The following is a 25,155-nucleotide window of genomic DNA, read 5'->3' as shown; positions in this document are numbered from 1 at the left end:
GGGATAACCATGCGGCCCGAGCGGCCGCCCCGCCTCGCCGATCCGTGCTAAACAGCGGCGGATCATGCGGCGCACCCGATTGGGGGCCGGACGAGGCTGGATGAACGCGGCTACGGACAAGGGCAAGAACTGGTTCCTGCGCGGCGGCCTGTTCGCCAAATATGTCCTCGCGCTGGTCGGCCTCGTCGTGTTCGTGCTCGCGGTCAACGGTGCGCTCGAGACCTGGATCAGCTACCGCGGCATCAAGGGCACGCTGACGGACGCGATGAGCGAGAAGGCGGACGCCACCGCCAAGCGCATCGAGCAGTCGATCTCCGACCTCGAGCGCCAGATCTCCTGGGTAACCCGCGCCTCCTCCAATACGATCGAGCTGCGCCGCGCCGACTACGCGCAGTTGCTCGGCCAGGTGCCGGCGGTGAGCCAGCTCACCCTGATCAGCGGCCAGGGCCGGGAGCTGCTGCGGCTGTCGCGCCAGACCACCACCGTGAATTCCAACGCCGACTTCTCCCGCGATATCAGATTCACCGAGACCATCGCCCGCGGCACCGCCTATGCGCCGGCGTATTTTCGCGACGGGCGGCCGTTCATGTCGATCGGCGAACAGCATTCCGGCTTCAATGCCGGCGTCACCATGGCCGAGATCGACCTGCGCTTCCTCAATGACTATTTCGGCGATTCCCAGATCGGCCGGCTCGCTCATGCCTATGTGGTCGACGGCAAGGGCCGCGTGCTGGCGAGTTCGTCGAAAGGTCCGGAGGTCGGCAAGGACCTCGCTGCGCTGCCGCAGGTCGCTGCGGTGCTGTCGCCGAGCGGCAGGCCGATCGCCTCCGGCAAGGATGTCGACGGCAACGCCGTGCTGTCGACAGCAACGGCCGCGCCGAACCTCGGCTGGCACGTATTTGTCGAGCAGCCGACCGCGCAGGCGCTGTCGCCGATCCGCGACCAGCTGGTGCGTATCGCGCTTTTGATCGCGCTCGGCCTCGTGGTCGCGATCATCGCCGGCACGATCCTGGCGCGGCGCATGCTGGAGCCGATCACGGCGCTGCGCACCGGCGCGCGGCGGCTGGGCGCCGGCGATTTCGGCCATCGCATCGAGGTGAAGACATCCGATGAGCTGGAGGAGCTCGCCGGCCAATTCAACAGCATGGCCACCCAGCTGGCCGAGACCTATTCCGACCTCGAAGCCAAGGTGAAGGAGCGCACCCGCGACCTCGCGCAATCGATCAACGAGCTGAAGGTGCTGGAGGAGGTCGGCCGCGCGGTGGCGTCCTCGCTCGATCTTGCCGCCGTGCTGCCCACGGTCGGCGCCCGCGCGCTCGAGATCACCCACGCCGACGCCGTGCTGATCTATGGCTATGACGCCGCGCAACGCAGCTTCAACCTGACGCAATCGATTGGCATCGACAGCGGAGCCGAAGGCCGTCATCGCGCGATCGATGCGGCAAACAGCCCGCTCGGCGAGGCCGCCGCGAAGGGCGAGCCGCTGGCGTTTCCCGATCTCGCGGCAAGTCTCGATTATCCGCCCGATCATCCCTTGCGCGATGTCGTGGTCGGCGCCGGCTTCCGCTCCGTGCTCGTGGTGCCGCTGGTCGACCAGCAGGGCGTGCTCGGCGCGCTGGTGGTGCTGCGCAAGGCGGCCGGCGATTTCCCGTCGAGCCTGATCGGCCTGATGAAGACCTTTGCGCACCAGGCGGTGCTGGCAATGCGCAATGCGCGGCTGTTCACCGAGGTGGACCAGAAGAGCCACGCGCTGGAAGAGGCCAACGCCACCGTGCGCGAGCAGGCCGACAAGCTGCGCGAGCAGACCGAAGCGCTCAAGGACTGGAACAAGTCGCTGGAGCAGCGGGTCGAAACCCAGCTCGGCGAGCTCGAGCGCATCCGAAGGCTCGAGCGCTTCCTGGCGCCGCAGGTGGCGCAGCTGATCGCCTCGTCAGACAATCCCGAGGGCCTGCTCGACAGCCACCGCCGCGAGGTCACCGTGGTGTTCTGCGACCTGCGCGGCTTCACCGCCTTCACCGAGGCGACCGAGCCGGAAGAGGCGATGAATGTGCTGCGCGAATATCACGCCGCGCTCGGCAAGCTGATCTTCAAGTATGAAGGCACGCTCGACAAATATGCCGGCGACGGCGTGATGATCCTGTTCAACGCGCCGATCCAGCTCGCGGACCACACCGCGCGCGCCGTGAAGATGGCGGTGGAGATGCGCGACACGGTCGGCCCGCTGACCGAGAAATGGCGCAACCGCGGGCACAGCCTCGGCTTCGGCATCGGCATTGCGCTCGGCTATGCCACGCTCGGCCAGGTCGGCTTCGAGCAGCGGCTGGAATATGCCGCGATCGGCAGCGTCACCAACCTCGCCTCCCGCCTGTGCGGCGAGGCCAAAGCCGGCCAGATCGTGGTGAGCCGCCGCGTCTACGGCATGGTCGAGCCCTTCGTCGAAGGCCGCGCCATCGACGACCTCGCGCTGAAGGGATTCAACCACCCAATCCTCGCCGCGGAGATTCTCAGCTGGAAGGGCGAGCCGAGCGCTGAGGCGGCGGCGGAGTAAGCGGCACACTCTCTCCCACGTCGTCCCGGCGAAAGCCGGGACCCATAACCACAGGGTGAAATTGGTGCGCGACTCTGCGGCCCCAGCTTCGCACCACAACCATCATTCGGGGTAATGGGTCCCGGCCTTCGCCGGGACGACATTGAATATGTGGCCCCGTTCCTGATTCAACAATCAAATAGCCAAGGGAAAGACCCGAGGGGAGAAGCACACGCCCGCATCCCGCGACGTCACCGCGCCCGAGTCATGCGATCAACCGCCCTCACACCGGAGGGGGCGCAGGGAAGCGCCGGGCGCCGACTGCCACGAGCCTCAACATCACCATCCAGTGAATCCTGTTGCCTCCCCAATCACGATCCCGACCTCCCCCACCCCTCCCAGGAATAACCCCTCCCCCACCTCGCTCGCGTCATGACGGGCGCGTGCGAACGCGCGCCCGGCGACAACAAGAACAAGCAGGATGGGTTTGATGACGGGTTTGGATGGGACGCACGCGGCGGCGTCGGTGGTGGCGCTGCATTGCTCGCTGGGGTCGGGACGGCAATGGACCAAGCTTGCGGCCGCGCTCGGCGGCGACCGGTTCATGGCGCCGGATATTTCCGGCTATGGCGTTGCGGCCTGCGGGCGCGACTGGCCGCGGACGCTGGACGGCGAGATCGCGCGGCTCGAACCCTGGCTCGCCAGGGCCGACGGGCCGATCCATCTGATCGGGCATTCCTATGGCGGGGCGATCGCGTTTCGGCTGGCGACCGCCTCGCCTTATGCGCAGCACATTCGCAGCTTGACGCTGATCGAGCCGGTGCTGCCGACGTTGCTTCGTGACACGCCTGCGGATGCGCGGCTGTACGACCGCTTCACGCGCATCGCGCAGATCGTCTCAAGGGATATTGTCGACGGCGCCGTGATGGAGGCGGTCGAGGCATTCACCGCGTTCTGGGCCGGCTCCGGCCCGCGCGAGCAGTTCTCGCCGAGCGGGCGGCTGCGGATGATCGAGCAGGCCGACAAGCTGCCTTGCGATTTCAGCGCCGCGCTGAACCTTGACGCCGTGGCGGAAGCCGCGCGTGCCTTGAAGGTGCCGGCGCTGCTGATGTCGGGCGGGCTGTCGCCCTATGTGACCCAGCGCATTGTCGCCAAGCTCGCCGCGCTGATCGATGGCGCCGAGCTGCGGCATCTGCCGGGTGCCGGCCACATGCTGCCGGTGACGCATGCCGATCGGGTCAACCCGGAGATCCTGCGGCATATCTGGCGCGCCGAGGAGCTGGCGAATTTGGAGCTGGCGAAGCTGGAGCTGGCGGCGGATGCGGGACCGGCCGAGGCCGCGGAGCCGGCTGGCTCGGCCAGGCGGCATCTGGTATTCAGGAGGCCCTCATTTTGGGAATAGTTTGCCGATGATTTTGCCTCGCACGCGCGCCTCAGCCCTTGCCGCCTCCGCGCTGCTTCTGCTCGCCGGCGCTCCCGCGCGTGCTGCGGGCGAAGCCGACGCCGTGCCGAGGGGCGCGGCGGTGACGGTGCTGAAGGCCTCGAAATTCTGCTTCGGCAATATCGTCGAGGTTTCGGGCATCGTGCTGCCGCGCGACGAGCAGCAGATCCGGCCCGAGCGTTTCGGCTTGAAGGTGGCGGAGGTAATGGTCGATCCCGGCGACACTGTCACCGCAGGGCAAGTGCTGGCGAAGCTGACCGATGGGGCCAACTCGGTCAATGTCACGGCGCCGGTGGCGGGCACGATCTCGGCGTCGTCGGCGATCATAGGCAGCCCGGTCTCGGGCAAGGACGCGCTGTTCTCGATCATCGCCAAGAGCGAGTACGACCTGGTCGGCATGGTGCCGACCCGCGACATCGCCAAGCTGAAGACCGAGCAGACGGCGCAGCTCAAGGTCCTCGGCGCCGGCGATCTCGACGGCAAGGTGCGGCGGATCGCGCCGACAGTCGAGCCGAACAGCCAGCTCGGCCAGGTGTTCATCGGCATCGGCGCGAACAAGCGGCTGCTGGTGAATTCGTCCGGCCGCGCCCAGATCAAGACCGGGCAGAGCTGCGGCGTCGCGGTGCCGCTGACCGCGATCCTCTATTCCACCGCCGGCACCGTGGTGCAGGTGGTGCGCGGCGGCCGCGTCGAGACGCGGCGGGTGGAGACCGGATTGATGTCGGCCGGCCAGGTCGAGATCCGCGACGGCATCCAGGAAGGCGACATCGTCGTCGCCCGCGCCGGCGCGCTGCTGCGCGAGGGCGATCCGGTGCGGCCGGTCGGCGCGAGCGCGGATGCGAAGTAGGCGGCGCTCCATCTACAGCGTCGTCCCGGGCAAGCTAACGGGTCGGCGCAAAGCGCCGCCCGATGACAGGCTCCACGCGACCCGGGACCCATAACCACCAATGTGAATTGTCTGAAGAGCTGTCGCCACGGCTCGCTTCAACAATGCGGCCCTGTGGTTATGGGTCCCGGCTTTCGCCGGGACGACGTGTGGATAGAGCAAAGGAAGCTCAGCCGCCGAGCTTGATGTCTTCCAGCAGCGAGGACGACACGCTCGGCACCTGCTCGCCTTCGCTCGCGCGCGAGATCGCGACGCGGGTCTTGTTGAAGGCGCTTTCGGCGCCGGCCTGGGCGTTGAGGTTGTTGAGCAGCTCCGAGACCAGCACGCTGTTCGGCGCCTTGCTGTCGTCGGCGACCTTGCCCGGCGTCGCCGAGCTCAGCACGATGGTGTTCTCCGGCGGGCTGATCGGGGCGAGACCGTGCGAGAACGCGCGGAAGCGACGCTCATAGGGATTGCGGCGCGAGGCATCGAGCACGACGAGCTTGGCCTTGGCGCCGCGCTCCTTCATCGCATCGAGTACGGACTCGACGCTGACGCCGGTGCGCTTGACGTCGGCTTCCTTCCAGATCGTGGCATCGACCGGGATCATGTAGCTCTCGCGGCCGACCTGCACGCCGTAGCCGCCAAAGAACAGCATCACGACGGTGTCGGGCCGGATCTTGGCCTTCATGCGCTCGACCGCGCGGAACATGTCGTCCTTGGTCGCATCCTCGACCACGTCAACGTCAAAGCCCTCGCGGCGCAGCGCCGACGACAGGGTGCGGGCATCGTTGATCGGCTGGGCCAGCGGCGCCGCGGCGTCCGGGTAGTGGCCGTTGCCGATGATCAGTGCGAGGCGGGAAGTGCCTGCCGCAATGCTGCCGGTCAGCTCGGTGGGGGCGACCTTGTCGCCACCCTTGGCGACATCGAGGGTGCGCTTGTTGAGCGCGGCATGGGCGCCAATCGCCAGCGACACCGTGCCGGCCACCGCGACGCAGACGGCGATGGTGCGGCGGGAAATGCGAAGCTGCCTAAGGTCCATAGCGTTCCTAAGTCCCAATTCTTATCCCGATGGCGCTCAAGCGAAGATCGCGCCAGTTAGTCGCGTCAAAGACGTTCAGGTTTAATGGGGTTGAGGTGTGTGTGCCGTTGAATTGAACTCAATTTGCGGCGCCGCAACAAACGCTCCTTTAACCCGGACGGCCGCCCGGGGCAACCCGAATTGCCGCATGCTGCCGCCCGGCAGAGGCCATTGACGCCGTTAAGATCCCGTTACGTGACCTCAGTCACATTTGTGTTTTGTGGCGATTCATGTAGCTTTCCAAAGGCTTGCGAGTTTGGGGCAGAGCGACAGGAAACTCCGTCGGGCGGCGGCGTTAACCGGTTCCTCGGGAAAGGGGATTCTTTGAGCTTCTTGGGCCTTCACGAGATCGCAGGCGCGGTGTGCCGGTCGATGACCGTCAAGAAGGACGGTCCGTCGCTGTACGACGTCTGCGACCCCGTGCTGCAGGCCTATCGCGGCGGCGATGCCCATCTCGGAAAATTCTACCGGACCGCGCTCGGCAACCCGCCGCTGCGCGCGCTGCTCCGCCGCACCGGCCTGCCCGCGCTCAACGATCCCGACCGCCTCGCCGGCCTGCGCGCGGCGCTCACCGCGGCGCGCGACGTCGCGGCGCCGGACTGGGCCGCGATCGGCACGCCCGTCGCAGCATTGATGGACGGTATCGGTGTGCGCCACCCGGCCCCGCCGGCCGCGACCGCACCTGGCCGCCCGCCGGAGATCGCCGAGATCGACCGCGTGATCCGCCTGACCGGCGCGCATCTGCTGCGTTCGTTCGGCAGGAACGGCTTCATCCCGACCTATGCCGCCTTCAACCTGATCGGCGACCCCGACGTCGGCGGGCGCGAGCTGCTGATGGCGCTGACCGGGCTGAACGCGCGCGGCTACAAGAACTCGACCTTGCTGTTCAATCTGGCGCGGATCTTCATCGCGCATTCGCCGGCGCGCGCGCTGATCAACCCGGCCTGGCGCGGCATCGCCGAGCCGATGTGGGAGCCGGTGCAGATCCGCCACCGCTCGGCCTATTACGACGCCTTCTTCACCGAGGCGCTGCTCGGCTTCGTCGAGACCGGGCTTGCCTCGCCGGATGAAGCTGTTACCGCGCGGCGCGCGATCGCCGACATGGTGGACTTCTGCCTCAAGACCAGCGCCGAGGAGGTGCCGTCGCATGACGGCTCGACGGTGAAGGTCATCACCGCGCTGGCGCCGGGCCGGCATCCGCGCTTCTCGCGCTTCTTCGCCCAGATCAAGCAGGATCTCGGCTTCGGCATCTATGTGCCGGACTGCGACACCACGGCGTGCTCGTTCTCGGCCGCGACCCAGGCCGGCTCCGACGATCCGATCCTGCAGCAGCCGCTGCTCGACTTCTACCGCGGCTACCAGGTGCGATCGGGCGCCAACGAGCCGCGCGTCACCGTGCCGCTCAACGATCATCTTGATTACGAGGGCGGCGTCGTCACCTGGATCGACAATCTCGCCGGCGAGCGGCCCTATGGCAACGACCTCGATCCGACGCTGAATCTCGACATCCTCGAGGTCTCGTTCCGCAACCTCGCCCGCTGGCAGATCATCGAGACGCCGCAGCGGCTGGAGACGGTGCATCGCATCATCGCCTTCCAGAAGAATCTGGTCGAAAGCGGCGCGTTCAAAAATCCGCGCTCGCACATCTATTATCTGCCCGAGCTCTATTCGGCCTATTTCGGCCGCTGCTACGCCGCCTTCGTCGCGCTGCCGCTGGCGGCGCAGCGCATCATCGATCCCGGCAACGTGTTCGCGTTGATCCGCGCCCGCGTGCTCGGCTATGTCACGCACGAGCTGATCGCCCACGAGATGAACCCGTTCGACGCCGCGCTGGCGCTGATGGCGCTGGCGCATCTCGGCGCCGAGGTCTCGACCTTCACGCCGGCGATGCACTGCATCGTGCAAGGGCTCGGCGAGGGCGGCCGCAAGGGGCCCTACCGGGCCTATGAGTGGAATAAGATGAAGACGCCGACCCGCATCCTGGTCGGCGGGCCGGAGGTCACCTCGGCCTTCGTGCTGATGGCGCTGGCGCTGGCGAGGAAGCGAATGGCGAACCTTTCGTAGCCCGGATGGAGCCAACGGGGCGCGCGTTCGCGCGACCCGTTGGCTCCATCCGGGCTACGGGACCTCGAAGGCGAATAGCGCATTCGCAGGGGGATGACGCGAAGTTGAAACTGGCGGAAACGCAACAGCACTGGCACGGTTGCCCAATTGCCCGCACAATCGTTGGGCACTGACCTCCGCACGCTAAAAACCATCTGAACGACAAGAACCTGGCCGGGAACGCCGATGTTCAAGACGCTGCTCACCGCGGGCCTGCTGCTCTCGCTGCCGACGCTGGCTGTCGCCGCCGACATCACCGGCGTGCCGAAGATCCGCGACGGCGACCAGCTCATGATCGGCAGCGTCCGCATCCGGCTCGCAGGCGTCGACGCGCCGTCGACCGACCAGCTCTGCCTCAACACCAAGGGCGAGCGCTGGACCTGCGGCGTCGCGGCGCGCGACGAGCTGATCAAGCATGCCGGCAACAAGACCTGGACCTGCCACGCCCGCTCGGTCGATCGCCGCGGCCGCACCATCGCGCGCTGCGAGGTCGACGGCGAGGACATCCAGAAATGGCTGGTCGCGAGCGGCTGGGCGCTGGCCTACACCCGCGCCTCGCATGACTACGAAGCCGACGAGAAGGCCGCGCGTGAGGCAAAAGCCGGGATGTGGCAGGGTGCCTTCATCGCGCCGTGGGACTGGCGGGTCCGCAACAAGAAGACCACCGTGCTCGGCGCGGTGAAGCCGCCGGATGGCGCCAACGCGATCCTGCTCGCCTCGGCCTCCGGCCCGGTGGCGCCGTCACCCGACTGCACCATCAAGGGCAACGTCAACCGCTCCGGCGAATGCATCTTTCACCAGCGGACCAGCCGCTGGTACGCCAAAATCGAAATGAAGATCAGCAAGGGCACGCGCTGGTTCTGCTCGGTCGAGGAGGCCGAAGCCGCCGGCTGCCGCGAGACGCGGCGCTAGTCGGAAGTCTGATTGAATTGTAGCCTCATCGGCACCGCGCTCCCTCTCCCGCTTGCGGGGGAGGGTTTGGGGTGGGGGTGTCACCGCTTGCGACGCTCCTTATGAGGAGAAAGCCCCCACCCGGATTGCATCTTCGATGCAATCCGACCTCCCCCGCAAGCAGGAGAGGTGAAGGACCGCGGCATGAGCGATGTCGAGATCGATCCGCCTTCCGCGCGCCGGCGCAGCCGCCTCAGGCAAGCGCAGATGGCATTGTTGTTCGTCCTGGCGATCTACCTGATCGCGGCCTATCTGCTGCTGCCGGCGCTGTGGACGCATTACGAGCACCAGAAGGGGCTCGCCAATCTGCCGATGGTGACGCGCACCGCGCAGGGCATTCCCGGCGATCCGATGAATGTCGGGCTGATCGGCGACAAGAGGGATGTGGTCTGCGCGATGCACGAGGCCGGCTGGTACCCGGCCGATCCGGTGACGCTGAAATCCTCGATCGAGATCGTGGGCAGCGTGCTGCTCGATCGTCCCTACAAGGATGCGCCGGTGAGCAATCTGTTCTATCTCGACCGCCGCGAAGACCTCGCCTTCGAGCGGCCGGTCGGATCGAGCGCGGACCGCCGCAACCATGTCCGGTTCTGGAGGGTGCTCGATCAGGGCGAGGAGAAGCGCCCGGTGTGGCTGGGCGCCGCGACCCTCGACCGCAGCGTCGGCGTCAGCCACTACACCGGCGCGGTGACGCATCACATCGCGGCCGATCTCGACGCCGAACGCGCGCTGCTCGCCACTGACCTCGAGTCCGCCGGCATGGTCACCGCGAAATATCAGGTCACCGGCATCGGCCCGACCTTCAACGGTCGCAATGGCGGCGGCGATCCCTATTACACCGACGGCGAAATCTGGGTGCTGCGGCTGGTCGAGGCCTGCCGCAAGAACCACGGCACCGTCGAGCAGCTCCCGAGCCCCGCCGCGACCGAGTTCAAGGACCAGGTCTGGCGCGCGGTCGTCGAATCGATCGGCAAATAGCATTGTGTCCCGCGGTTTTGGAAACGCTGGATTGCTTCGTCCTGCTCGCAATCGAAGCCGCGATGGAATAGTCTCCGCGCTTGACCCCTCACACGCATGATTTGCGCGCTTTATCCAAAAGGAACAGGACGATGACCGTTCGCGCGGGCCGGGAATTTCTGGCCATCCCCGGGCCCACCACGATGCCCGATCAGGTGCTGCAGGCAATGCATCGCCCGGCGCTCGACATCTACTCCAACGAGATGGTCGAACTGACTGAGAGCCTGCTGCGCGACCTCTCGAGGCTGTTCGTCACCCAGGGCAAGTCCTACATCTACATCTCCAACGGCCACGGCGCCTGGGAGGCGACGCTCTCCAACGTGCTGTCGCGCGGCGACAAAGTGCTGGTGCTGGAGAGCGGGCGTTTCGCGATCGGCTGGGGCCAGGCCGCGGCCGCGATGGGCGCCGAGGTCGAGGTGCTGAAGGGCGACTGGCGCCGCGCGATCCGTCCGGCCGAGGTCGAGGAGCGGCTGCGGCGCGACAAGGAGCACACGATCAAGGCGATCCTGGTGGTGCAGGTCGACACCGCGTCGGGCGCCTATAACGACATCGAGGCGATCGGCAAGGCGATCAAGGCCGCCGGCCATCCTGCATTGTTCATGGTCGACACCGTGGCCTCGCTCGGCTGCATGCCGTTCGAGATGGACAAATGGTACGTCGACGTCGCGATGTCGGGCTCGCAGAAGGGCCTGATGACGCCGCCCGGCCTCGGCTTCGTCGCCGCCAATGACCGCGCCTGGGACGCCCACAAGAAGGCCGATCTGCGCACGCCCTATTGGGACTGGACCGAGCGCGAGGGCAGCGAGCACTACCGTAAATATGCCGGCACCGCGCCGGTGCATCTGCTGTTCGCGCTACGCGAGGCGATCAACATGCTGCACGCCGAAGGCCTGGAGAATGCGCATCTGCGGCATCGGCTGCTCGGTGAAGCGGTGCGCCGCGCGGTCGCGGTCTGGGGCGAAGGACAGGTGCTCGGCTTCAACATCACTGAGCCCGCCGAGCGTTCCAACACCGTGACGACGGTGACCGTGAAGGGCGCCGATCCCGCCGCGATCCAGCGCTATGCCAAGGAGAAATGCGGCGTGGTGCTCGGCACCGGCATCGGCGATTTGCAGGGCCAGGCCTTCCGCATCGCGCATATGGGCCACGTCAACGCCCCGATGATCCTCGGCACCCTCGGCGTCGTCGAGGTCGCGCTGACAGCGCTGAACATCCCGCACGGCAAGGCCGGCGCCGACGCCGCCATCCAGTGGCTCGGCGAGAACGTGAAGGCGTAGGCCGAGGCGGTCTGAGGCTTTAACCCGTCATCCTGAGGAGCCCGCCAAAGGCGGGCGTCTCGAAGGATCGACGGCCGCGCTGTAGCCGCGAGCTAGTCGGGGTGCGCGGAAATAGCCGGGCCGTCGATCCTTCGAGGCTCGCTCCGCTCGCACCTCAGCGACTGTGTTCTTCGTCAAGCGGATTGCCATGGTTTTTGGTCCCTGAGCATGGCGTTGAGGGTTGTGAGGACTTTGCGTGCAACGGCGATGAGGGCGACCATCTTGGGCTTTCCAGCGGTCACCAGGCGTCGGTAGAAGACCTTGAGCTGCGGATGGTATCGGCTGGCCGACAGGGCGGCCATGTAGAGCCCGGCGCGCAGCTTGGCCCTTCCACCGCCGATCATGCTCTTGCCCTTCCAGCGGCCCGACTGGCGGGTGAACGGGGCAAGACCGGCGAGGCTCGCAATCTGACGCCGATTGAGCGTGCCGAGCTCGGGCACCTCGGCGAGGAAGGTCCGTGCGAGGGTGTTGCTCACGCCAGGAAAGCTGACCAGCAACTCCTCCTTGGCGCGCCAGACTGGCGAGCCGCGCACCAGCGTGTCGATGTCGTTGTCGATCTCCGGCAGCTCCTTCTCGAGGACCTTGATATGGCGGGCAAGGCTCTTGCGGACGCGGACGTTCTCGGCCCGCTTCTCGCGCTGACGCTCGGCAACGATCATCTCGATGATCTGCCGTCGGCGGCTGACCAGTTCGGCCAGCAGCCGGGCTTCCTGATCCGGCATCGCACGCGGCTCCGGCTGCACCGCCTCGACAAACCGCGCGATGACCGCCGCATCGATCGGGTCCGTCTTGGCGCGCTGGCCAACCGCCTGCGCGAAGTGCCGGATCTGGGCCGGGTTGACCACCACCAGCGGCAGCCGGGCGCCGGCCAGCGCCGCAGCAACGATCGTCTCGAAGCCGCCGGTTGCCTCCACCGCAATCAGCGCCGGCGAGATCGCCTGCAAGCGCGCAACGAGCTCTTCCAGGCCTTTGCCGTCACGCGCCACGGCAAAGGCTTCTCCGCTCGGACGGACATGCACGTCCAGTCGGTCCTTCGACACATCAATGCCAACGTAGATCGCGTCCATCTGCACCCATCCTTGCGCAACCGGGCTCGCCAGGCGGCCCTCGCGACTGTTCGGGTTCAATGGAACAACGGACGGGGCGCCGCGCTGAGGTCCGGGCTTCAAAGCCCTGGGATGAAGCGGTCTCCCGTCCGTTACCGCACCGGACACTCTATCCGATCCAGTGCGTCGTGGCTTACAAGGATGACGGGATCGAGGTCGCGGAAAGGATAGATGCTTATCCCATTGACCGTGACTACGCTTGCCGCATGATCAATCCGTGAATTGCGCGCGCGGGACTGGTGAAGATGGGCATCTACGTCTACATGCTTCGCTGCGCCGACAACTCGTTCTACGTCGGCAGCGCCACGGGTGACGATCTCGCGCCGCGCATCGAACAGCATAATGCGGGTGCCTTCCCCGGCTACACTCATAATCGCCGAGCGGTCGTCCTCGTCTGGTCAGAGTATTTTGAGCGCATCACCGATGGCATCGCTGCGGAACGGCAGATCAAGGGCTGGAGTCGAGCGAAGAAGGAAGCATTGATTCGGTTGGATTGGGCCACGATCAGCCGACTGGCTCATCGACGCAGAACGACCCCTTCCCCGTCATCCTGAGGAGGCCGCGGAGCGGCCGTCTCGAAGGATCGGCGGCCATGCCCCCGCCGCGAGAGAATCGGAGCACGCCGAGAGATCCGGGCCGTGCATCCTTCGAGACGCGCGCAAGAGCGCGCTCCTCAGGATGACGGAAGAGTGGTCGGGGAATGACGCAACGAAGAGGTGCCACGACTTTTTGACGGGGCACGAGCACTTTTCGTCGTCATCATTTTCCGCTTTACTGCCGGCAACAGCCGGGCACGGATCCCTGCGACACAACAAAATGGAGGGACCGCTTGGCATCGGTGAAATTGCGCGGCCTGGTCAAGCGGTTTGGATCGTTTGTCGCGGTTGATGATGTTTCGCTCACGATCGATCATGGCCAGCTGGTCTGCCTGCTCGGGCCGTCCGGCTGCGGCAAGACCACGACGCTGCGGCTGATCGCCGGGTTCCTCGAACCATCCAACGGCGAGATCCGCGTCGGCGAGCGCGTGGTGTCGTCGAAGGCGCGCACGCTGCCGCCCGAGCAGCGCAACATGTCGATGATCTTCCAGAGCTACGCGCTGTGGCCGCATATGACGGTGGCCGAGAACATCGTCTACGGCCTGCGCTTGCGCAAAATGGATCGCGACACCATCGCCAAGAAGCTCGCCGCGATCCTGGCGACCACCAAGCTGGAACCACTGGCGCAGCGCTATCCGGGCGAGCTCTCCGGCGGCCAGCAGCAACGCGTCGCGTTGGCGCGCGCGCTGATCGTCGGTCCCGAGACGCTGCTGCTCGACGAACCCTTGTCCAATCTCGACGCCAATCTGCGCGAGGAGATGCGGTTCGAGATCCGCCGCCTGCACGACGAATATCGCTACACCACGGTCTATGTCACCCACGACCAGTCCGAGGCGATGACGACCGCCGACCTGATCGCGGTGATGAATGCCGGCAAGATCGACCAGCTCGGCAGCCCTGAGGACATCTATGCGCGGCCGGAATCCGAGTTCGTCGCGCGCTTCATCGGCGCCGCCAATGTGATCAAGGGCACCGCGCGCGATGCGAACCACGTGGAGTTCGCCGGCGCAACGCTCGAGGTGGTCGGCGCCACGCTGACGACCGGCCAGAGTGCGCCGGTCGCGATCCGCCAGCACGAGATCCAGCTCGCGACGCAACCGCCCGCGGCGGCGCAGAACACGCTCAAAGCCATCGTGACGCGGCAGGTCTATCTCGGCATGAACCGCGACTACATGGTGGAAACCGCTGACGGCACATCGCTGCGGGTGACCACGCCGACCGAAACCGCAGTCGAGAAGGGCAGCGAGGTCTGGCTGACCTTGCCGCCCGCGCGCTGCCGGGCGCTGAGCCGATGACAACAAGAAACGGAGCCACGCGATGCGGAAGCCGATTTCCAGACGCGATGTCCTGAAAGGCTCTGCGGCGCTTGCGGTCGGCACGGTGTTCGCGTCACCGGCACGCGCCGCCGCGCCCGAGCCGGTCGCGATCACGCCCGATCTCGTCGCCGCCGCGACCAGGGAAAGCAAGCTCGTGTTCTATTCGTCGATGGACCTGCCGGTCGGCGAAAAGCTCGGCAAGGCGTTCGAGGCCGCCTATCCCGGCATCACCGTACAGATCGAGCGTTCCGGCTCGGAGCGGCTGTTCCAGCGCGTGGCGCAGGAATTCGATTCCAACATCCACGCCGCCGACGTCGTCAACAGCGCCGATGCCTCGCATTTTATCCCGTGGAAGAAGAGCGGCTGGCTGATGCCGTTCGTGCCCGAAGACGTCGCGAAGCATTTTCCCGACAACTATCGCGACCCCGACGGCATGGCCGTGACCACGCGGCTGTGGCTGTCGTCGATCGCCTACAACACCAATCTGGTGAAGGCGGAGGACGCGCCGAAGAGCTATGCCGACCTGCTCGATCCCAAGTGGATGGCCAAGATGGTGAAGGGCCATCCGGCCTATAGCGGCACCATCATGACCACCACGTTCCAGATCGTGCGCGAGCTCGGCTGGCCGTATCTGGAGAAGCTCTCCAAGCAGCGCGTGATGCAGGTGCAGTCCTCGACTGATCCGCCGAAGAAACTCTCGCTCGGCGAACGCGCGGTGATGGCCGACGGCAATGAGTATGGCATCGTGCTCCTGAAGGAAGCCGGACAGCCGGTCGAGCCGGTCTATCCGACCGAAGGCACGCCGACGATCTCGGGTCCCACAGGCATCTTTGCCGGTGCACCGCATCCGAACGCCGCAAAGCTGTTCCAGGCCTGGCTGCACACCCGCGAGACCCAGCAATTCTTCGTCGACTTCACCGGCCAATATTCGCTGCACGCCCAGGTGCAGCCGAAGGCCGGCCGGCGCAAGCTTTCCGACATCAAGCTGATGAAAGAGGATCCGGCGGGGGTGGAAGCGATGACCGAAGAGATCAAGACGCGCTATGCGCGGCTGTTTCGGGTGTGAGGATGCCGAGCGTCAGTCGCACGGTCGTTCTTCACCTCGCCCCGCTTGCGGGGAGAGGTCGGATTGCATCGCAAGATGCAATCCGGGTGAGGGAGTACAGGTCTCACCAACGTCAACACGCGTGGAAGCAGCCCCTCACCCCAACCCTCTCCCCGCGAAGAGCGGGGAGAGGGAATGGATGGCGCGCAAATCGGGGATAGCATGACTCTAACAACCACCTCCCCCGCCTCCAAACCGCGTATCGACTGGACACGCCCCGTGCTGTGGCTGTTCGCGGCGGTGCTCATCCTGCTGATCCTGCTGCCGCTGTCGTGGCTCGCGGTGTTCGCCTTCACCGACAAGAGCCGGCATCCGACGCTGCAAAACTTCGTCACGCTGTTCAGCAATCCGGATTTCCTCGATCCGCTGCTGACGACCGCGATCATCGCGACCACGTCGGCGCTGATCTGCTGCATCGTCGCGGCGCCGATCAGCTGGCTGGTGTCGCGCACCGACATGCCGGGACGGCAGACCATCCGCGCGCTGGTGACGGCCTCGTTCGTGACGCCGCCGTTTCTCGGCGCGGTCGCCTGGGAACTGCTGGCTGCGCCGAATTCCGGGCTGTTGAACCAGCTCTACCGGCTGTTCGCGGGCGAAGATGCCGACGCGCTGTTCAACATCTATTCGATGACCGGGATCATCTTCGTGATCTCCTGCTACACGTTCCCGTTCGTGTTCGTGCTGGTGGCCAATGCGCTCGACACCATGCCGGGCGAGCTGGAAGATGCCTCCGCGATCCTCGGCGGTAATGCCTGGACCACCGCGCGGCGGGTGACGATCCCGCTCGCGCTGCCCGCGCTGGTCGCGGGCGCGCTGATCGCGTTCCTGCAGGCGATGACGCTGTTCGGCTCGCCGGCGATCCTGGCGCTGCCGGCCGGCTTCCACACCATGACCACCAAGATCTGGAGCCTGTTCCAGTACCCGCCGAAGCTCGAGCTCGCGGCCGCCGCCGCGGTGCCGCTGCTGGTGCTGACCATCCTGCTGCTGCAAGGCCAGAAGGCGCTGCTCGGCCGCCGCGGCTATTCGGTGATCGGCGGCAAATATGGCGCGCCGCGCCGGGTCGAATTGCGCGGCTGGCGCTGGGCCGCGCTCGGCTTCTGCCTCTTGGTGCTGCTCAACCCGGTGTTCCTGCCTTACCTCGCGTTGCTCAACGCCGCGTTCTCGCCGAACGCGACCACGCTGGTGACGCCGTCGACGGCGACGCTGCACAACATCGTCTTCGTGTTCACCGAGCTGTCGTCGACCCAGCTCGCGCTCAAGAACACCGTGATCCTCGGCACCGCGACCGCGACCATCGGCACCATCCTCGCGCTCGTCATCGCCTATGTCACGACGCGCAAGGTGATCGCGGGCCACCGCGTGCTCGGCTTCCTCGCCACCGCGCCGGTCGCGGTGCCCGGCATCGTGCTCGGCGTCGGCCTGTTCCTGAGCTACACGCGGCCGCCCTTCGTGCTCTATGGCACGCTGTGGATCCTGCTGCTGGCGTTCCTCACCATCAACCTGCCCTCGGCCTATCAGCAATTGCAGGCGGCGTTCGCGACCATCCATCCCGAGCTCGAGGAGGCGAGCCGCATCCTTGGCGCGACCCGGTTGCAGGCGCTGCGCCAGATCACCGCGCCGCTGTTGCGTACCGGCGTGATCGCGACCTGGTGCTTCATCTTCATCGGGGTGATGCGGGAACTGTCGGCGGCGATCGTGCTGTTCACGTCGCAGACCAAGGTGCTCTCGGTCCTGATCTACGATCTCAACGAAGGCGGCGACCTTGCCGCGATCGCGGTGCTCGGCATCGCGATGCTGGTGATCACCTTCGCCGTGGTGCTGGCGGTGAACCGGATCCCGATGTCCGGCGGCAATGCGGGCGCGCGGCTGCGGAACGGGTAGCTCGCTCTGTCCTCACGGTCATTGCGAGCGAAGCGAAGCAATCCATCGGTCCGCATACGCGGAGCCATGGATTGCGTCGTCGCTTCGCTCCTCGCAATGACGGGGATAGTGAGGACGTCCAATCGCCCGCCCCATCTGGCAATCGCCACATTCATCCCGATATAGAGCGGAACCCCGCACCATGAGGATCGTGTGACCAAATCCGCCACCACAACATCGCCCCCGGTCGCGCCGCGCCGGCCGCATTCCTTCACCACCCACGGCATCACGGTGACCGACGACTATGCGTGGATCAAGGATCCGAAATGGCAGGAGGTGCTGCGCGATCCCTCGATCCTTGATCCCGATATCCGCACCTATCTCGAGGCCGAGAACGGCTACACCGAGAGCCTGCTCGGCCACACCGACGGCTTGCAGAAGCGGCTGGTGAAGGAAATGCGTGGGCGGATCAAGGAGGATGATTCCAGCGTGCCATCGCCGGACGGCCCGTTCGCCTATTTCCGCAAGTTCCGCGAGGGCGGCCAGCACGAGCTGTACTGCCGCACGCCGCGCGACGGCGGCGACGCCCATGTCGTGCTCGACGGCGACGCGCTGGCGAAGGACCACAAATATTTCAAGTTCGGCGGCAGCCGGCATTCCAACGATCACCGCCTGCACGCCTGGAGCGCCGACACCAAGGGCTCCGAATATTTCTCGATCCGGGTGCGCGACTGGGCCACCGGCGGTGATCTCGACGACCTCGTCGAGGAGACCGACGGCGGCGTGGTCTGGGCCGCGGATTCCAAAAGCTTCTTCTACGTCAAGCTCGACGACAATCACCGGCCGATGCAGGTGTGGCGGCACAAGCTCGGCACCAAACAGGCCGACGACACCCTGATCTATGAGGAGCAGGATTCCGGCTGGTTCACCCACCTGCACGAGAGCGCGAGCGGCCGCTTTTGCGTGATCGCGGGCGGCGACCATGAGACCTCGGAACAGCGGCTGATCGATCTCTCCAGTCCCGACGCGCCGCCGCGGCTGGTCGCGGCACGCGAGGAAGGCGTGCAATATTCGATCGCCGACCGCGGCGACGAGCTGTTCATCCTCACCAACGCCGACGACGCCATCGACTTCAAGGTCGTCACCGCGCCGCTCACCGCGCCCGAGCGCAGCAACTGGCGCGACCTGATCCCGTATCGCGAAGGCGTCTATGTGCTCGACGTCGAGCTCTATGCCGGCCACATGGTGCGGCTGGAGCGCGCCAATGCGCTGCCGGCGATCATCATCCGCGACCTCAGGAGCGGCGAGGAGCACGCGATCGCTTTCGACGAGGCGGCCTATTCGCTCGACACCATGGGCGGCTACGAGTTCGACACCACCAATTTACGTTTTGCCTATTCGTCGATGACGACGCCGTCGGAAGTCTATGACTACGACATGGCGACGCGGACGCGGAGCTTACGCAAGCGGCAGGAGATTCCGTCCGGCCACAACCCGGCGGACTACGTCACCACCCGCATCATGGCGACCTCGCATGACGGCGCGCAGGTGCCGGTCTCGATCCTGCATCGCAAGGATTTCGTCCGTGAAGGCAAGGCGCCGCTCTTGCTGTATGGCTACGGCTCCTACGGGATGGCGATGCCGGCATCGTTTGCCGCCAACCGGCTGTCGCTGGTCGACCGCGGCTTTGTCTATGCGATCGCGCATATCCGCGGCGGCGCCGACAAGGGCTGGGGCTGGTATCTCGACGGCAAGCGCGAGAAGAAGACCAACACGTTCGACGATTTCGCCGCCGCCGGGCGTGCGCTGATCGAGACGAAATACACGAGTGCCAAGCGCATCGTCGGCCATGGCGGCTCGGCGGGCGGCATGCTGATGGGCGCGGTGGCCAACCGCGCCGGCGAACTGTTCGCCGGCATCGTCGCCGAAGTGCCATTCGTCGACGTGCTCAACACCATGCTCGACGACACGCTGCCGCTGACGCCGCCGGAATGGCCGGAATGGGGCAATCCGATCGAGAGCGAGAAGGATTTCCGCACCATCCTGTCCTATTCGCCCTACGACAATGTCGCGGCCAAGGACTATCCGGCGATCCTGGCGATGGGCGGGCTCACCGATCCGCGCGTCACCTATTGGGAGCCGGCGAAATGGATCGCGCGGCTGCGCGCCACCATGCGCGGCGGCGGCCCGGTGCTGCTGCGCACCAACATGGGCGCCGGCCACGGCGGCGCGTCCGGCCGCTTCAACCGCCTCGACGAGGTCGCGATCGTCTACGCGTTCGCGCTGTGGGCGGTCGGGATGGCTGACAAGGCGGAGGTGTAACTTCTCCCTCGCCCCGCTCTTGCGGGGAGAGGGCTGGGGTGAGGGGCCGCCTCCGCAAACTCGATGAAATGAATTTGCGGAGACTCCCCCTCACCCGGATCGCATCTGGCGATGCGATCCGACCTCTCCCCGCAGGCGGGGCGAGGTAAGCAGGAACCCCGGATTGCGCTTCGCTCCATCCGGGCTACACGCTCGGTTGGCTTGCGCGGTCCCCTCCCCATCGTCGTCCCGGCGAAGGCCGGGACCCATACCGCGTGATCTATCGAGCAAGGAAGTCGCAGTCCCACGGCACGCAACGCAACTGCCGGTCTTCGCCAAACCCCTCCCTGGGGTTATGGGTCCCTGCTTTCGCAGGGACGACAGCGGAATGCGTGGCAGCCGCTACCGCCCCTTCGCCTTCCGCCACGCCGCGAAATCCTTCAGCGTCTGTTCGTCGGTCGCAGGATAGAGCCCGAAGATGCCGCGGCCGTTCTGGACCTGCTCGGTGACGAAATCCTCGAACGCGGTCATCTCGAACGTCTCCTCGGCGATCTCGTCGGCGAGATGCGCCGGGATCACGATGACGCCGTCGCTGTCGCCGAGGATGACGTCGCCGGGAAACACCGGCGCATCGCCGCAGCCGATCGGCACGTTGATCTCGATCGCCTGGTGCAGCGTGAGGTTGGTCGGCGCGCTCGGGCGATGATGAAAGGCCGGGAAGCCGAGCCGCGCGATCTCGGCCGAATCCCGGAAGCCGCCGTCGGTGACGACGCCGGCGCAGCCACGCTTCATCAACCGCGTCACCAGGATCGCGCCGGCCGACGCGGCGCGCGCATCCTTGCGGCTGTCCATCACCAGCACGCTGCCTGCCGGGCAATCCTCGATCGCCTTGCGCTGCGGATGCGAGCGATCGCGGAACACCTCGATCTTGTTGAGGTCCTCGCGCGCCGGCATGTAGCGCAGCGTGAAGGCCTCGCCGACCATGGTCGGCTGATCCGGACCGAGGGGATGAACATCCTGGATCATCTGGATGCGGAAACCGCGCTTGAACAGCGCGGTCGCGACCGTCGCGGTGGAAACGGATTTCAGCTTGTTGCGGGTGGTGTCGCTGAGTTTTGACATGATGCTTTGTCCCCGGCTGTCATTCCGGGGCACGCGAAGCGTGAACCCGGAATCTCGAGGTTCCGGGTTCGCTTCGCGCCCCGGAACGACGGTGTGATGAACTAGTAAATCGACGGCTCGCCGACCGGCTTACCAAAGCCGGTCTCGAGGAAATCGAAGTCGCAGCCCTCATTGGCTTGCTTGATGTGCTTCGAGAACATCCAGCCATAGCCGCGCTCGAAGCGCTGCTCGGGCTGTTTCCATTCGGCGCGGCGCCTGGCCAGCTCCGCCTCCGGCACATCGAGATTGATGGTGCGCGCGGCGACGTCGAGCGTGATGCGGTCGCCGTTCCTCACCAGCGCCAGCGGGCCGCCGATATAGGATTCCGGCGAGACGTGCAGGATGCAGGCGCCGTAGCTGGTGCCGCTCATCCGCGCGTCCGACAGCCGCACCATGTCGCGCACGCCCTGCTTCACCAGCTTGGTCGGGATCGGCAGCATGCCCCATTCCGGCATGCCCGGCCCGCCCTGTGGACCGGCATTGCGCAGGATCAGCACGTGATCGGCTGTGACGTCGAGATCGGGATCATCGACTGCCTTCTTCATCGACGGATAGTCGTCGAACACCAGCGCAGGCCCGGTGTGCTTGAGGAAACGCGGATCGCAGGCGCTTGGCTTGATGACGCAGCCATCGGGCGCGAGATTGCCCATCAACACCGCGAGTGCGCCCTCCTTGTAGATCGGGTTGTCGACGGTGCGGATCACGTCGTCATTGTGTACTTCGGCGCCTGCGATGTTCTCGCCGAGCGTCCTGCCTGACACGGTCATGCAGTCGAGATGCAGATGCGCCTTGATCCGGTTCATCAGGCCGGGCAGCCCGCCGGCGTAGAAGAAATCCTCCATCAGATAGAGGTCGCCGCTCGGCCGCACATTGGCGATGACAGGCACCTTGCGGCTCGCGATCTCGAAATCGTCGAGCGAAATGTCCTGGCCGGCGCGGCGCGCCTGCGCGATGAGGTGAATAATGGCGTTGGTCGAGCAGCCCATCGCCATCGCGACCGTGATCGCGTTCTCGAAGGCCTTGCGGGTCTGGATCTTCTGCGGCGTGAGATCCTCCCAAACCATCTCGACGATGCGGCGGCCGGCCTCCGAGCTCATGCGGATGTGGTTCGCGTCGGCCGCGGGGATCGACGAGGCACCCGGCAGCGTCATGCCGATGGCTTCGGCGATCGCGGTCATCGTCGAGGCCGTGCCCATGGTCATGCAGGTGCCGTAGCTGCGGGCGATGCCGGCCTCCATGTCGACCCAGTCCTTATCGGAGATCTTGCCGGCGCGGCGCTCGTCCCAGTATTTCCAGGCGTCGGAGCCGGAGCCCAGCGTGCGGCCCTTCCAGTTGCCGCGCAGCATCGGTCCGGCGGGCAGGTAGATCGCCGGCAGGTTCATGCTGGTGGCCCCGAGCAGCAGGCCGGGCGTGGTCTTGTCGCAGCCGCCCATCAGCACCACGCCGTCGACCGGATGGCCGCGCAGCAGTTCCTCGGCATCCATCGCCAGCATGTTGCGGTAGAGCATCGTGGTCGGCTTCAACAGCGATTCCGACAGCGACAGCGCCGGCAGCTCGAGCGGAAAGCCGCCGGCCATCAGCACGCCGCGCTTGACGTCGTCGACCCGGCTCTTGAAATGCATGTGGCAGGGCTGCGCATCCGACCAGGTGTTGATGATCGCGATCACCGGCCGGTCGCGCCACTCCTCCGGCGCGTAACCCATCTGCATCGCCCGCGATCTGTGGCCGAAGGCGCGCAAATCGTCGGGCGCAAACCAGCGCGCGCTGCGCAGTTGATCAGGGGTCTTGTTCTTCTTCGTCATCGCCATGGGTCTCGACATTGCTCGCACGCGCGCGGTCCCGGCGCGCTTGCCCTGCGTCAGGCATATACTCGATTTTCTGACGTGTCGTCCCGCGCCCGGCGCAGACGTGCCGTTCGCTGAACGTGCGCCGCACAGGCTCCGCAATGTGGCGATCGGAACGTAAACCGGCCCTGGCTTACTTTTGCTGCGCCGTCATCACGATGCGGACCAGATCGGCGGCGTTGCGCGCGCCGAGCTTCTTCATGATGTTTGCGCGGTGATCCTCGATCGTGCGTGGGCTGATGCCGAGGTGGCGCCCGGCTTCCTTGTTAGAGGCGCCCGCGGTGAACTGCTCGAGCACCTCGCGCTCGCGGCGGGTCAGCGGCTCGCGACCAGGGAAGTGCAGCGCGGCGATCCGCGACGCCGACGTCTCGGCCTGGCGCCTGGTGTAGGCGTCGATCGCCTCGTTCAGACGGCTCACGATCTCGTTGCCGCGGAACGGCTTCTCGATGAAGTCGAGCGCGCCGTTCTTGATGGCGCTGACCGCCATCGCGATGTCACCCTGACCGGAGATCATGAAGATCGGCGCCGGATAATCCTCGCCATGCAGCTCTCTCAGGATATCGAGGCCGGATTTACCGGGAATATGCACGTCGAGCAGGATGCAGGCCGGCGTCCTGCTGCGCGCCACCGCGAGCAACGCCGCGCCGTCCGCAAAGCAGATCACCTTGTAACCAGCGGTCGAGAGGACCACTGAAAGCGTCTCGCGAACGGCAGGATCGTCGTCGACTACAAAGATTTCCCCGCGCGGAGCGCCATTCTCAACCATATGCATCGTCCATCAGTGGTGAAGCGTGCTGCCCTGACCGCACAAGAACTAACTCGACCATCTCGATCAATGGACCCGTATTTGTACGGGACGTCCGCTTAACGCACAAGTAGCACCGCGTTCCCTAAAAGTGGGGGGCAGTGGAGAAACATGCATGGAAAATGCAGCGTCGGACCGCGTTGCAGCGCGCTTGGACGAGGGCCATGATCCCTACGGTCTGATCGTGACGGACCTGGTCGCGCTGATTGGCCATGTCCAGGCGAGCCTGCGGCTGATCGAAGCGGCGATTGCGCGCGAGGCCGTGCTGGCCGCGCGGCAGGCCGACGTCGACACCGTCGTTCTCGACGACGTTACCCCGCACTATCTAACAGCATCTACCGCCCTGAAGGCATGCGATGCTGGCTCGACGCGGCGCTCGACCGCCTGCGCGATTCCGGGGCACCGGCGCGTCTTTTGAACTGACCCGCCGTAACCGACGGGCTCGGCCCCATCACCTCGATTGTCCCGACGACGCCCAACCCATCAGGCGGCGGTCTGTTCCACGCATCGTCCGGATTGGCCGCGGGCCTTGCCCGCCCGGTCGGATCAGGCTCTCTTGACGTCAGGCCCTGGCCCGCTCTTCGTCCGCGGCCGATCGGCGTTTGCTCGGCTTGCCCTTGAGGAAGCTGACATCCATTTCGGTGCCGTTGACGCGGACCAGTTCGCAACGGCGATAGGCAAGTCCGGTCGAGGACAGCAGCAGGAAGAACTCCTTCAGGTTGAGCCCCTGAATGGAACCTTCGACGGTCAGCGAGGCATCGGTGTCCGAGATGGCATTGAGCTGGCAGTCGCGCCGCCAGGTGCCGTCGATGGCCATGATGCAGACATCGACACCCCGGCTGAAGGTGACCCGCTCAATGGATTTGCCGTCCTCGGTCATTGCTCAATATCCGACCGCCATGGCCGGCTTCGGCATGGCGAGCCCGGCCCGCACCCCGCTCGGCCGATACAGGCCACGCCGCTCGGGAAGCGGCTTGAACGTGTCGGTCAGGCCGACCACGGTTTCGGCGGCACCCAGCACCAGGAAGCCATCGGCCTCCATCAACCGGGCGAGACGGTTGAAGATGTTGATCTTGGTGTCCTGATCGAAATAGATCAGCACGTTGCGGCAGAAGATCACGTCGAACGTGCCGAGCTGGGAGAAATCGTGCAGCAGATTGAGCTGGCGGTGCTGGACCATCGCGCGCAACTCGGGATTGACCTGCCAGAACTCACCCGACTGCTTGAAGTACTTGACCAGCATCTGGATCGGCAGTCCGCGCTGCACCTCGAACTGGCTGTAGATGCCGGCCTTCGACTTCTCCAGCACCTCCTGCGACAGATCGGTCGCGATGATCTCGACGCGCCATCCGGCAAGCGCCGCGCCCATTTCCTTCAGGCACATCGCCAGCGAATAGGGCTCCTGGCCGGTCGAGCCGGCGGCGCACCAGATCCGGACGCTGCGGCGCGCGGCGCGTGCCTTCAGCACGTCCGGCATGATGGTGTCGCGGAAGTGCTCGAACGGCACCTTGTCGCGGAAGAAGAACGTCTCGTTGGTGGTCATGGCCTCGACCACCTGGACGGTGTGCGCGGACGAGCCCGCCTTGATCTTGGCGACCAGGTCGGGGATGCCGGACAGGCCGCTTTTGCGCGCCAGCGGCAGCAGGCGGCTCTCGATCAGATATTGCTTGTCCGCGGACAGATCGAGACCGGACTGGTCCTTCAGGAGCTTACGCAGATACTCGTAGTCGGGGGGCGTCACGGGAGCCTCACAAGGGACT

Annotated in this window: 20 protein-coding genes; 13 read left to right on the top strand and 7 right to left on the bottom strand. The window is 65.9% G+C overall.

Translation table 11 applies throughout. The features are described from left to right. Positions 1-100: 100 nt before the first annotated feature. The 3 genes from QA635_RS02590 to QA635_RS02580 all read left to right on the top strand — a co-directional run bounded on the left by QA635_RS02590 (position 101) and on the right by QA635_RS02580 (position 4,815). Positions 101-2,548: an adenylate/guanylate cyclase domain-containing protein gene (locus tag QA635_RS02590; RefSeq protein ID WP_283066666.1), complete on the top strand. Its 2,448-nt coding sequence runs from the start codon at positions 101-103 to the stop codon at positions 2,546-2,548. A 469-nt stretch (positions 2,549-3,017) separates the two neighbouring features. Further along, positions 3,018-3,929 (top strand): alpha/beta fold hydrolase, encoded by a 912-nt coding sequence (locus QA635_RS02585; protein WP_283066664.1) that lies wholly within the window; start codon positions 3,018-3,020, stop codon positions 3,927-3,929. Between the two features lie 7 nt (positions 3,930-3,936). Further along, entirely contained in the window at positions 3,937-4,815 is an 879-nt protein-coding gene (locus QA635_RS02580) for an efflux RND transporter periplasmic adaptor subunit (protein ID WP_283066662.1), read from the top strand. Positions 4,816-5,023: 208 nt separating this feature from the next. On the opposite strand, the gene QA635_RS02575 is transcribed toward QA635_RS02580, so the two are convergent. Further along, complete coding sequence (locus QA635_RS02575) at positions 5,024-5,875, bottom strand: caspase family protein (protein WP_283066660.1); 852 nt, start codon at positions 5,873-5,875, stop codon at positions 5,024-5,026. Positions 5,876-6,286: 411 nt separating this feature from the next. Between QA635_RS02575 and QA635_RS02570 the strand changes: the two genes are divergently transcribed. From QA635_RS02570 to QA635_RS02555, 4 genes are all read left to right on the top strand, one after another. Continuing rightward, on the top strand, positions 6,287-7,978 hold the full coding sequence (locus QA635_RS02570; protein ID WP_283066658.1) for a hypothetical protein: 1,692 nt from the start codon (positions 6,287-6,289) through the stop codon (positions 7,976-7,978). A gap of 225 nt (positions 7,979-8,203) precedes the next feature. Next, complete coding sequence (locus QA635_RS02565; protein WP_057021088.1) at positions 8,204-8,929, top strand: thermonuclease family protein; 726 nt, start codon at positions 8,204-8,206, stop codon at positions 8,927-8,929. A gap of 183 nt (positions 8,930-9,112) precedes the next feature. Further along, positions 9,113-9,946: an LssY C-terminal domain-containing protein gene (locus QA635_RS02560; RefSeq protein ID WP_283066655.1), complete on the top strand. Its 834-nt coding sequence runs from the start codon at positions 9,113-9,115 to the stop codon at positions 9,944-9,946. A gap of 131 nt (positions 9,947-10,077) precedes the next feature. Continuing rightward, positions 10,078-11,262: a pyridoxal-phosphate-dependent aminotransferase family protein gene (locus tag QA635_RS02555; protein WP_283066653.1), complete on the top strand. Its 1,185-nt coding sequence runs from the start codon at positions 10,078-10,080 to the stop codon at positions 11,260-11,262. Positions 11,263-11,435: 173 nt separating this feature from the next. Here the strand turns inward: QA635_RS02555 and QA635_RS02550 are convergent, their stop codons facing one another. Beyond that, positions 11,436-12,368, bottom strand: a complete 933-nt coding sequence (locus QA635_RS02550; RefSeq protein WP_283064566.1) for an IS110 family RNA-guided transposase — start codon at positions 12,366-12,368, stop codon at positions 11,436-11,438. A 284-nt stretch (positions 12,369-12,652) separates the two neighbouring features. Here QA635_RS02550 and QA635_RS02545 point away from each other — a divergent pair, with 284 nt between their 5' ends. From QA635_RS02545 to QA635_RS02525, 5 genes are all read left to right on the top strand, one after another. Next, complete coding sequence (locus tag QA635_RS02545) at positions 12,653-12,961, top strand: GIY-YIG nuclease family protein (protein WP_283066651.1); 309 nt, start codon at positions 12,653-12,655, stop codon at positions 12,959-12,961. Positions 12,962-13,245: 284 nt separating this feature from the next. Then, positions 13,246-14,298 carry an ABC transporter ATP-binding protein gene (locus tag QA635_RS02540; protein ID WP_283072165.1) on the top strand — a complete coding sequence of 351 codons (1,053 nt, stop codon included), beginning with the start codon at positions 13,246-13,248 and terminating at the stop codon, positions 14,296-14,298. 22 nt (positions 14,299-14,320) lie between these two features. Continuing rightward, positions 14,321-15,385: a substrate-binding domain-containing protein gene (locus QA635_RS02535; RefSeq protein WP_283066649.1), complete on the top strand. Its 1,065-nt coding sequence runs from the start codon at positions 14,321-14,323 to the stop codon at positions 15,383-15,385. A gap of 201 nt (positions 15,386-15,586) precedes the next feature. Next, positions 15,587-17,305 carry an ABC transporter permease gene (locus QA635_RS02530; protein WP_283066647.1) on the top strand — a complete coding sequence of 573 codons (1,719 nt, stop codon included), beginning with the start codon at positions 15,587-15,589 and terminating at the stop codon, positions 17,303-17,305. 192 nt (positions 17,306-17,497) lie between these two features. Continuing rightward, positions 17,498-19,606 carry a S9 family peptidase gene (locus tag QA635_RS02525; protein ID WP_283066646.1) on the top strand — a complete coding sequence of 703 codons (2,109 nt, stop codon included), beginning with the start codon at positions 17,498-17,500 and terminating at the stop codon, positions 19,604-19,606. A 381-nt stretch (positions 19,607-19,987) separates the two neighbouring features. On the opposite strand, the gene QA635_RS02520 is transcribed toward QA635_RS02525, so the two are convergent. From QA635_RS02520 to QA635_RS02510, 3 genes are all read right to left on the bottom strand, one after another. Further along, positions 19,988-20,707, bottom strand: a complete 720-nt coding sequence (locus tag QA635_RS02520; protein ID WP_283066644.1) for a ribonuclease activity regulator RraA — start codon at positions 20,705-20,707, stop codon at positions 19,988-19,990. A 101-nt stretch (positions 20,708-20,808) separates the two neighbouring features. Continuing rightward, on the bottom strand, positions 20,809-22,548 hold the full coding sequence (araD, locus tag QA635_RS02515) for an L-arabinonate dehydratase (RefSeq protein ID WP_283072164.1): 1,740 nt from the start codon (positions 22,546-22,548) through the stop codon (positions 20,809-20,811). Positions 22,549-22,723: 175 nt separating this feature from the next. Beyond that, positions 22,724-23,356, bottom strand: a complete 633-nt coding sequence (locus QA635_RS02510) for a response regulator transcription factor (protein WP_018269422.1) — start codon at positions 23,354-23,356, stop codon at positions 22,724-22,726. 154 nt (positions 23,357-23,510) lie between these two features. Here QA635_RS02510 and QA635_RS02505 point away from each other — a divergent pair, with 154 nt between their 5' ends. Continuing rightward, positions 23,511-23,813, top strand: coding sequence for a hypothetical protein (locus tag QA635_RS02505; protein ID WP_283066641.1), 303 nt, complete (start codon positions 23,511-23,513; stop codon positions 23,811-23,813). Between the two features lie 144 nt (positions 23,814-23,957). On the opposite strand, the gene QA635_RS02500 is transcribed toward QA635_RS02505, so the two are convergent. Continuing rightward, positions 23,958-24,275, bottom strand: a complete 318-nt coding sequence (locus QA635_RS02500; RefSeq protein WP_076834731.1) for a pilus assembly protein PilZ — start codon at positions 24,273-24,275, stop codon at positions 23,958-23,960. Between the two features lie 3 nt (positions 24,276-24,278). Next, entirely contained in the window at positions 24,279-25,136 is an 858-nt protein-coding gene (locus QA635_RS02495) for a CheR family methyltransferase (RefSeq protein ID WP_283066640.1), read from the bottom strand. Positions 25,137-25,155 lie beyond the last annotated feature (19 nt).

Source organism: Bradyrhizobium brasilense (assembly GCF_029714345.1).
Lineage (GTDB): Bacteria > Pseudomonadota > Alphaproteobacteria > Rhizobiales > Xanthobacteraceae > Bradyrhizobium > Bradyrhizobium australafricanum.
Note: the sequence above shows the minus strand (reverse complement) of the source record. Positions and strands in the feature narration are given on the sequence as shown.

Bases quoted from the DNA above. Each gene is read 5' to 3' on its own strand.
- QA635_RS02505 (WP_283066641.1), top strand. From the start codon at position 23,511: ATGGAAAATGCAGCGTCGGACCGCGTTGCAGCGCGCTTGGACGAGGGC.
- QA635_RS02570 (WP_283066658.1), top strand. From the start codon at position 6,287: ATGACCGTCAAGAAGGACGGTCCGTCGCTGTACGACGTCTGCGACCCC.
- QA635_RS02535 (WP_283066649.1), top strand. From the start codon at position 14,321: ATGCGGAAGCCGATTTCCAGACGCGATGTCCTGAAAGGCTCTGCGGCG.
- QA635_RS02575 (WP_283066660.1), bottom strand. From the start codon at position 5,875: ATGGACCTTAGGCAGCTTCGCATTTCCCGCCGCACCATCGCCGTCTGC.
- QA635_RS02545 (WP_283066651.1), top strand. From the start codon at position 12,653: ATGGGCATCTACGTCTACATGCTTCGCTGCGCCGACAACTCGTTCTAC.
- QA635_RS02590 (WP_283066666.1), top strand. From the start codon at position 101: ATGAACGCGGCTACGGACAAGGGCAAGAACTGGTTCCTGCGCGGCGGC.
- QA635_RS02560 (WP_283066655.1), top strand. From the start codon at position 9,113: ATGAGCGATGTCGAGATCGATCCGCCTTCCGCGCGCCGGCGCAGCCGC.
- QA635_RS02565 (WP_057021088.1), top strand. From the start codon at position 8,204: ATGTTCAAGACGCTGCTCACCGCGGGCCTGCTGCTCTCGCTGCCGACG.
- QA635_RS02530 (WP_283066647.1), top strand. From the start codon at position 15,587: ATGACTCTAACAACCACCTCCCCCGCCTCCAAACCGCGTATCGACTGG.
- QA635_RS02520 (WP_283066644.1), bottom strand. From the start codon at position 20,707: ATGTCAAAACTCAGCGACACCACCCGCAACAAGCTGAAATCCGTTTCC.
- QA635_RS02580 (WP_283066662.1), top strand. From the start codon at position 3,937: ATGATTTTGCCTCGCACGCGCGCCTCAGCCCTTGCCGCCTCCGCGCTG.
- QA635_RS02510 (WP_018269422.1), bottom strand. From the start codon at position 23,356: ATGGTTGAGAATGGCGCTCCGCGCGGGGAAATCTTTGTAGTCGACGAC.
- QA635_RS02585 (WP_283066664.1), top strand. From the start codon at position 3,018: ATGACGGGTTTGGATGGGACGCACGCGGCGGCGTCGGTGGTGGCGCTG.
- QA635_RS02500 (WP_076834731.1), bottom strand. From the start codon at position 24,275: ATGACCGAGGACGGCAAATCCATTGAGCGGGTCACCTTCAGCCGGGGT.
- QA635_RS02550 (WP_283064566.1), bottom strand. From the start codon at position 12,368: ATGGACGCGATCTACGTTGGCATTGATGTGTCGAAGGACCGACTGGAC.
- araD (WP_283072164.1), bottom strand. From the start codon at position 22,548: ATGACGAAGAAGAACAAGACCCCTGATCAACTGCGCAGCGCGCGCTGG.
- QA635_RS02555 (WP_283066653.1), top strand. From the start codon at position 10,078: ATGACCGTTCGCGCGGGCCGGGAATTTCTGGCCATCCCCGGGCCCACC.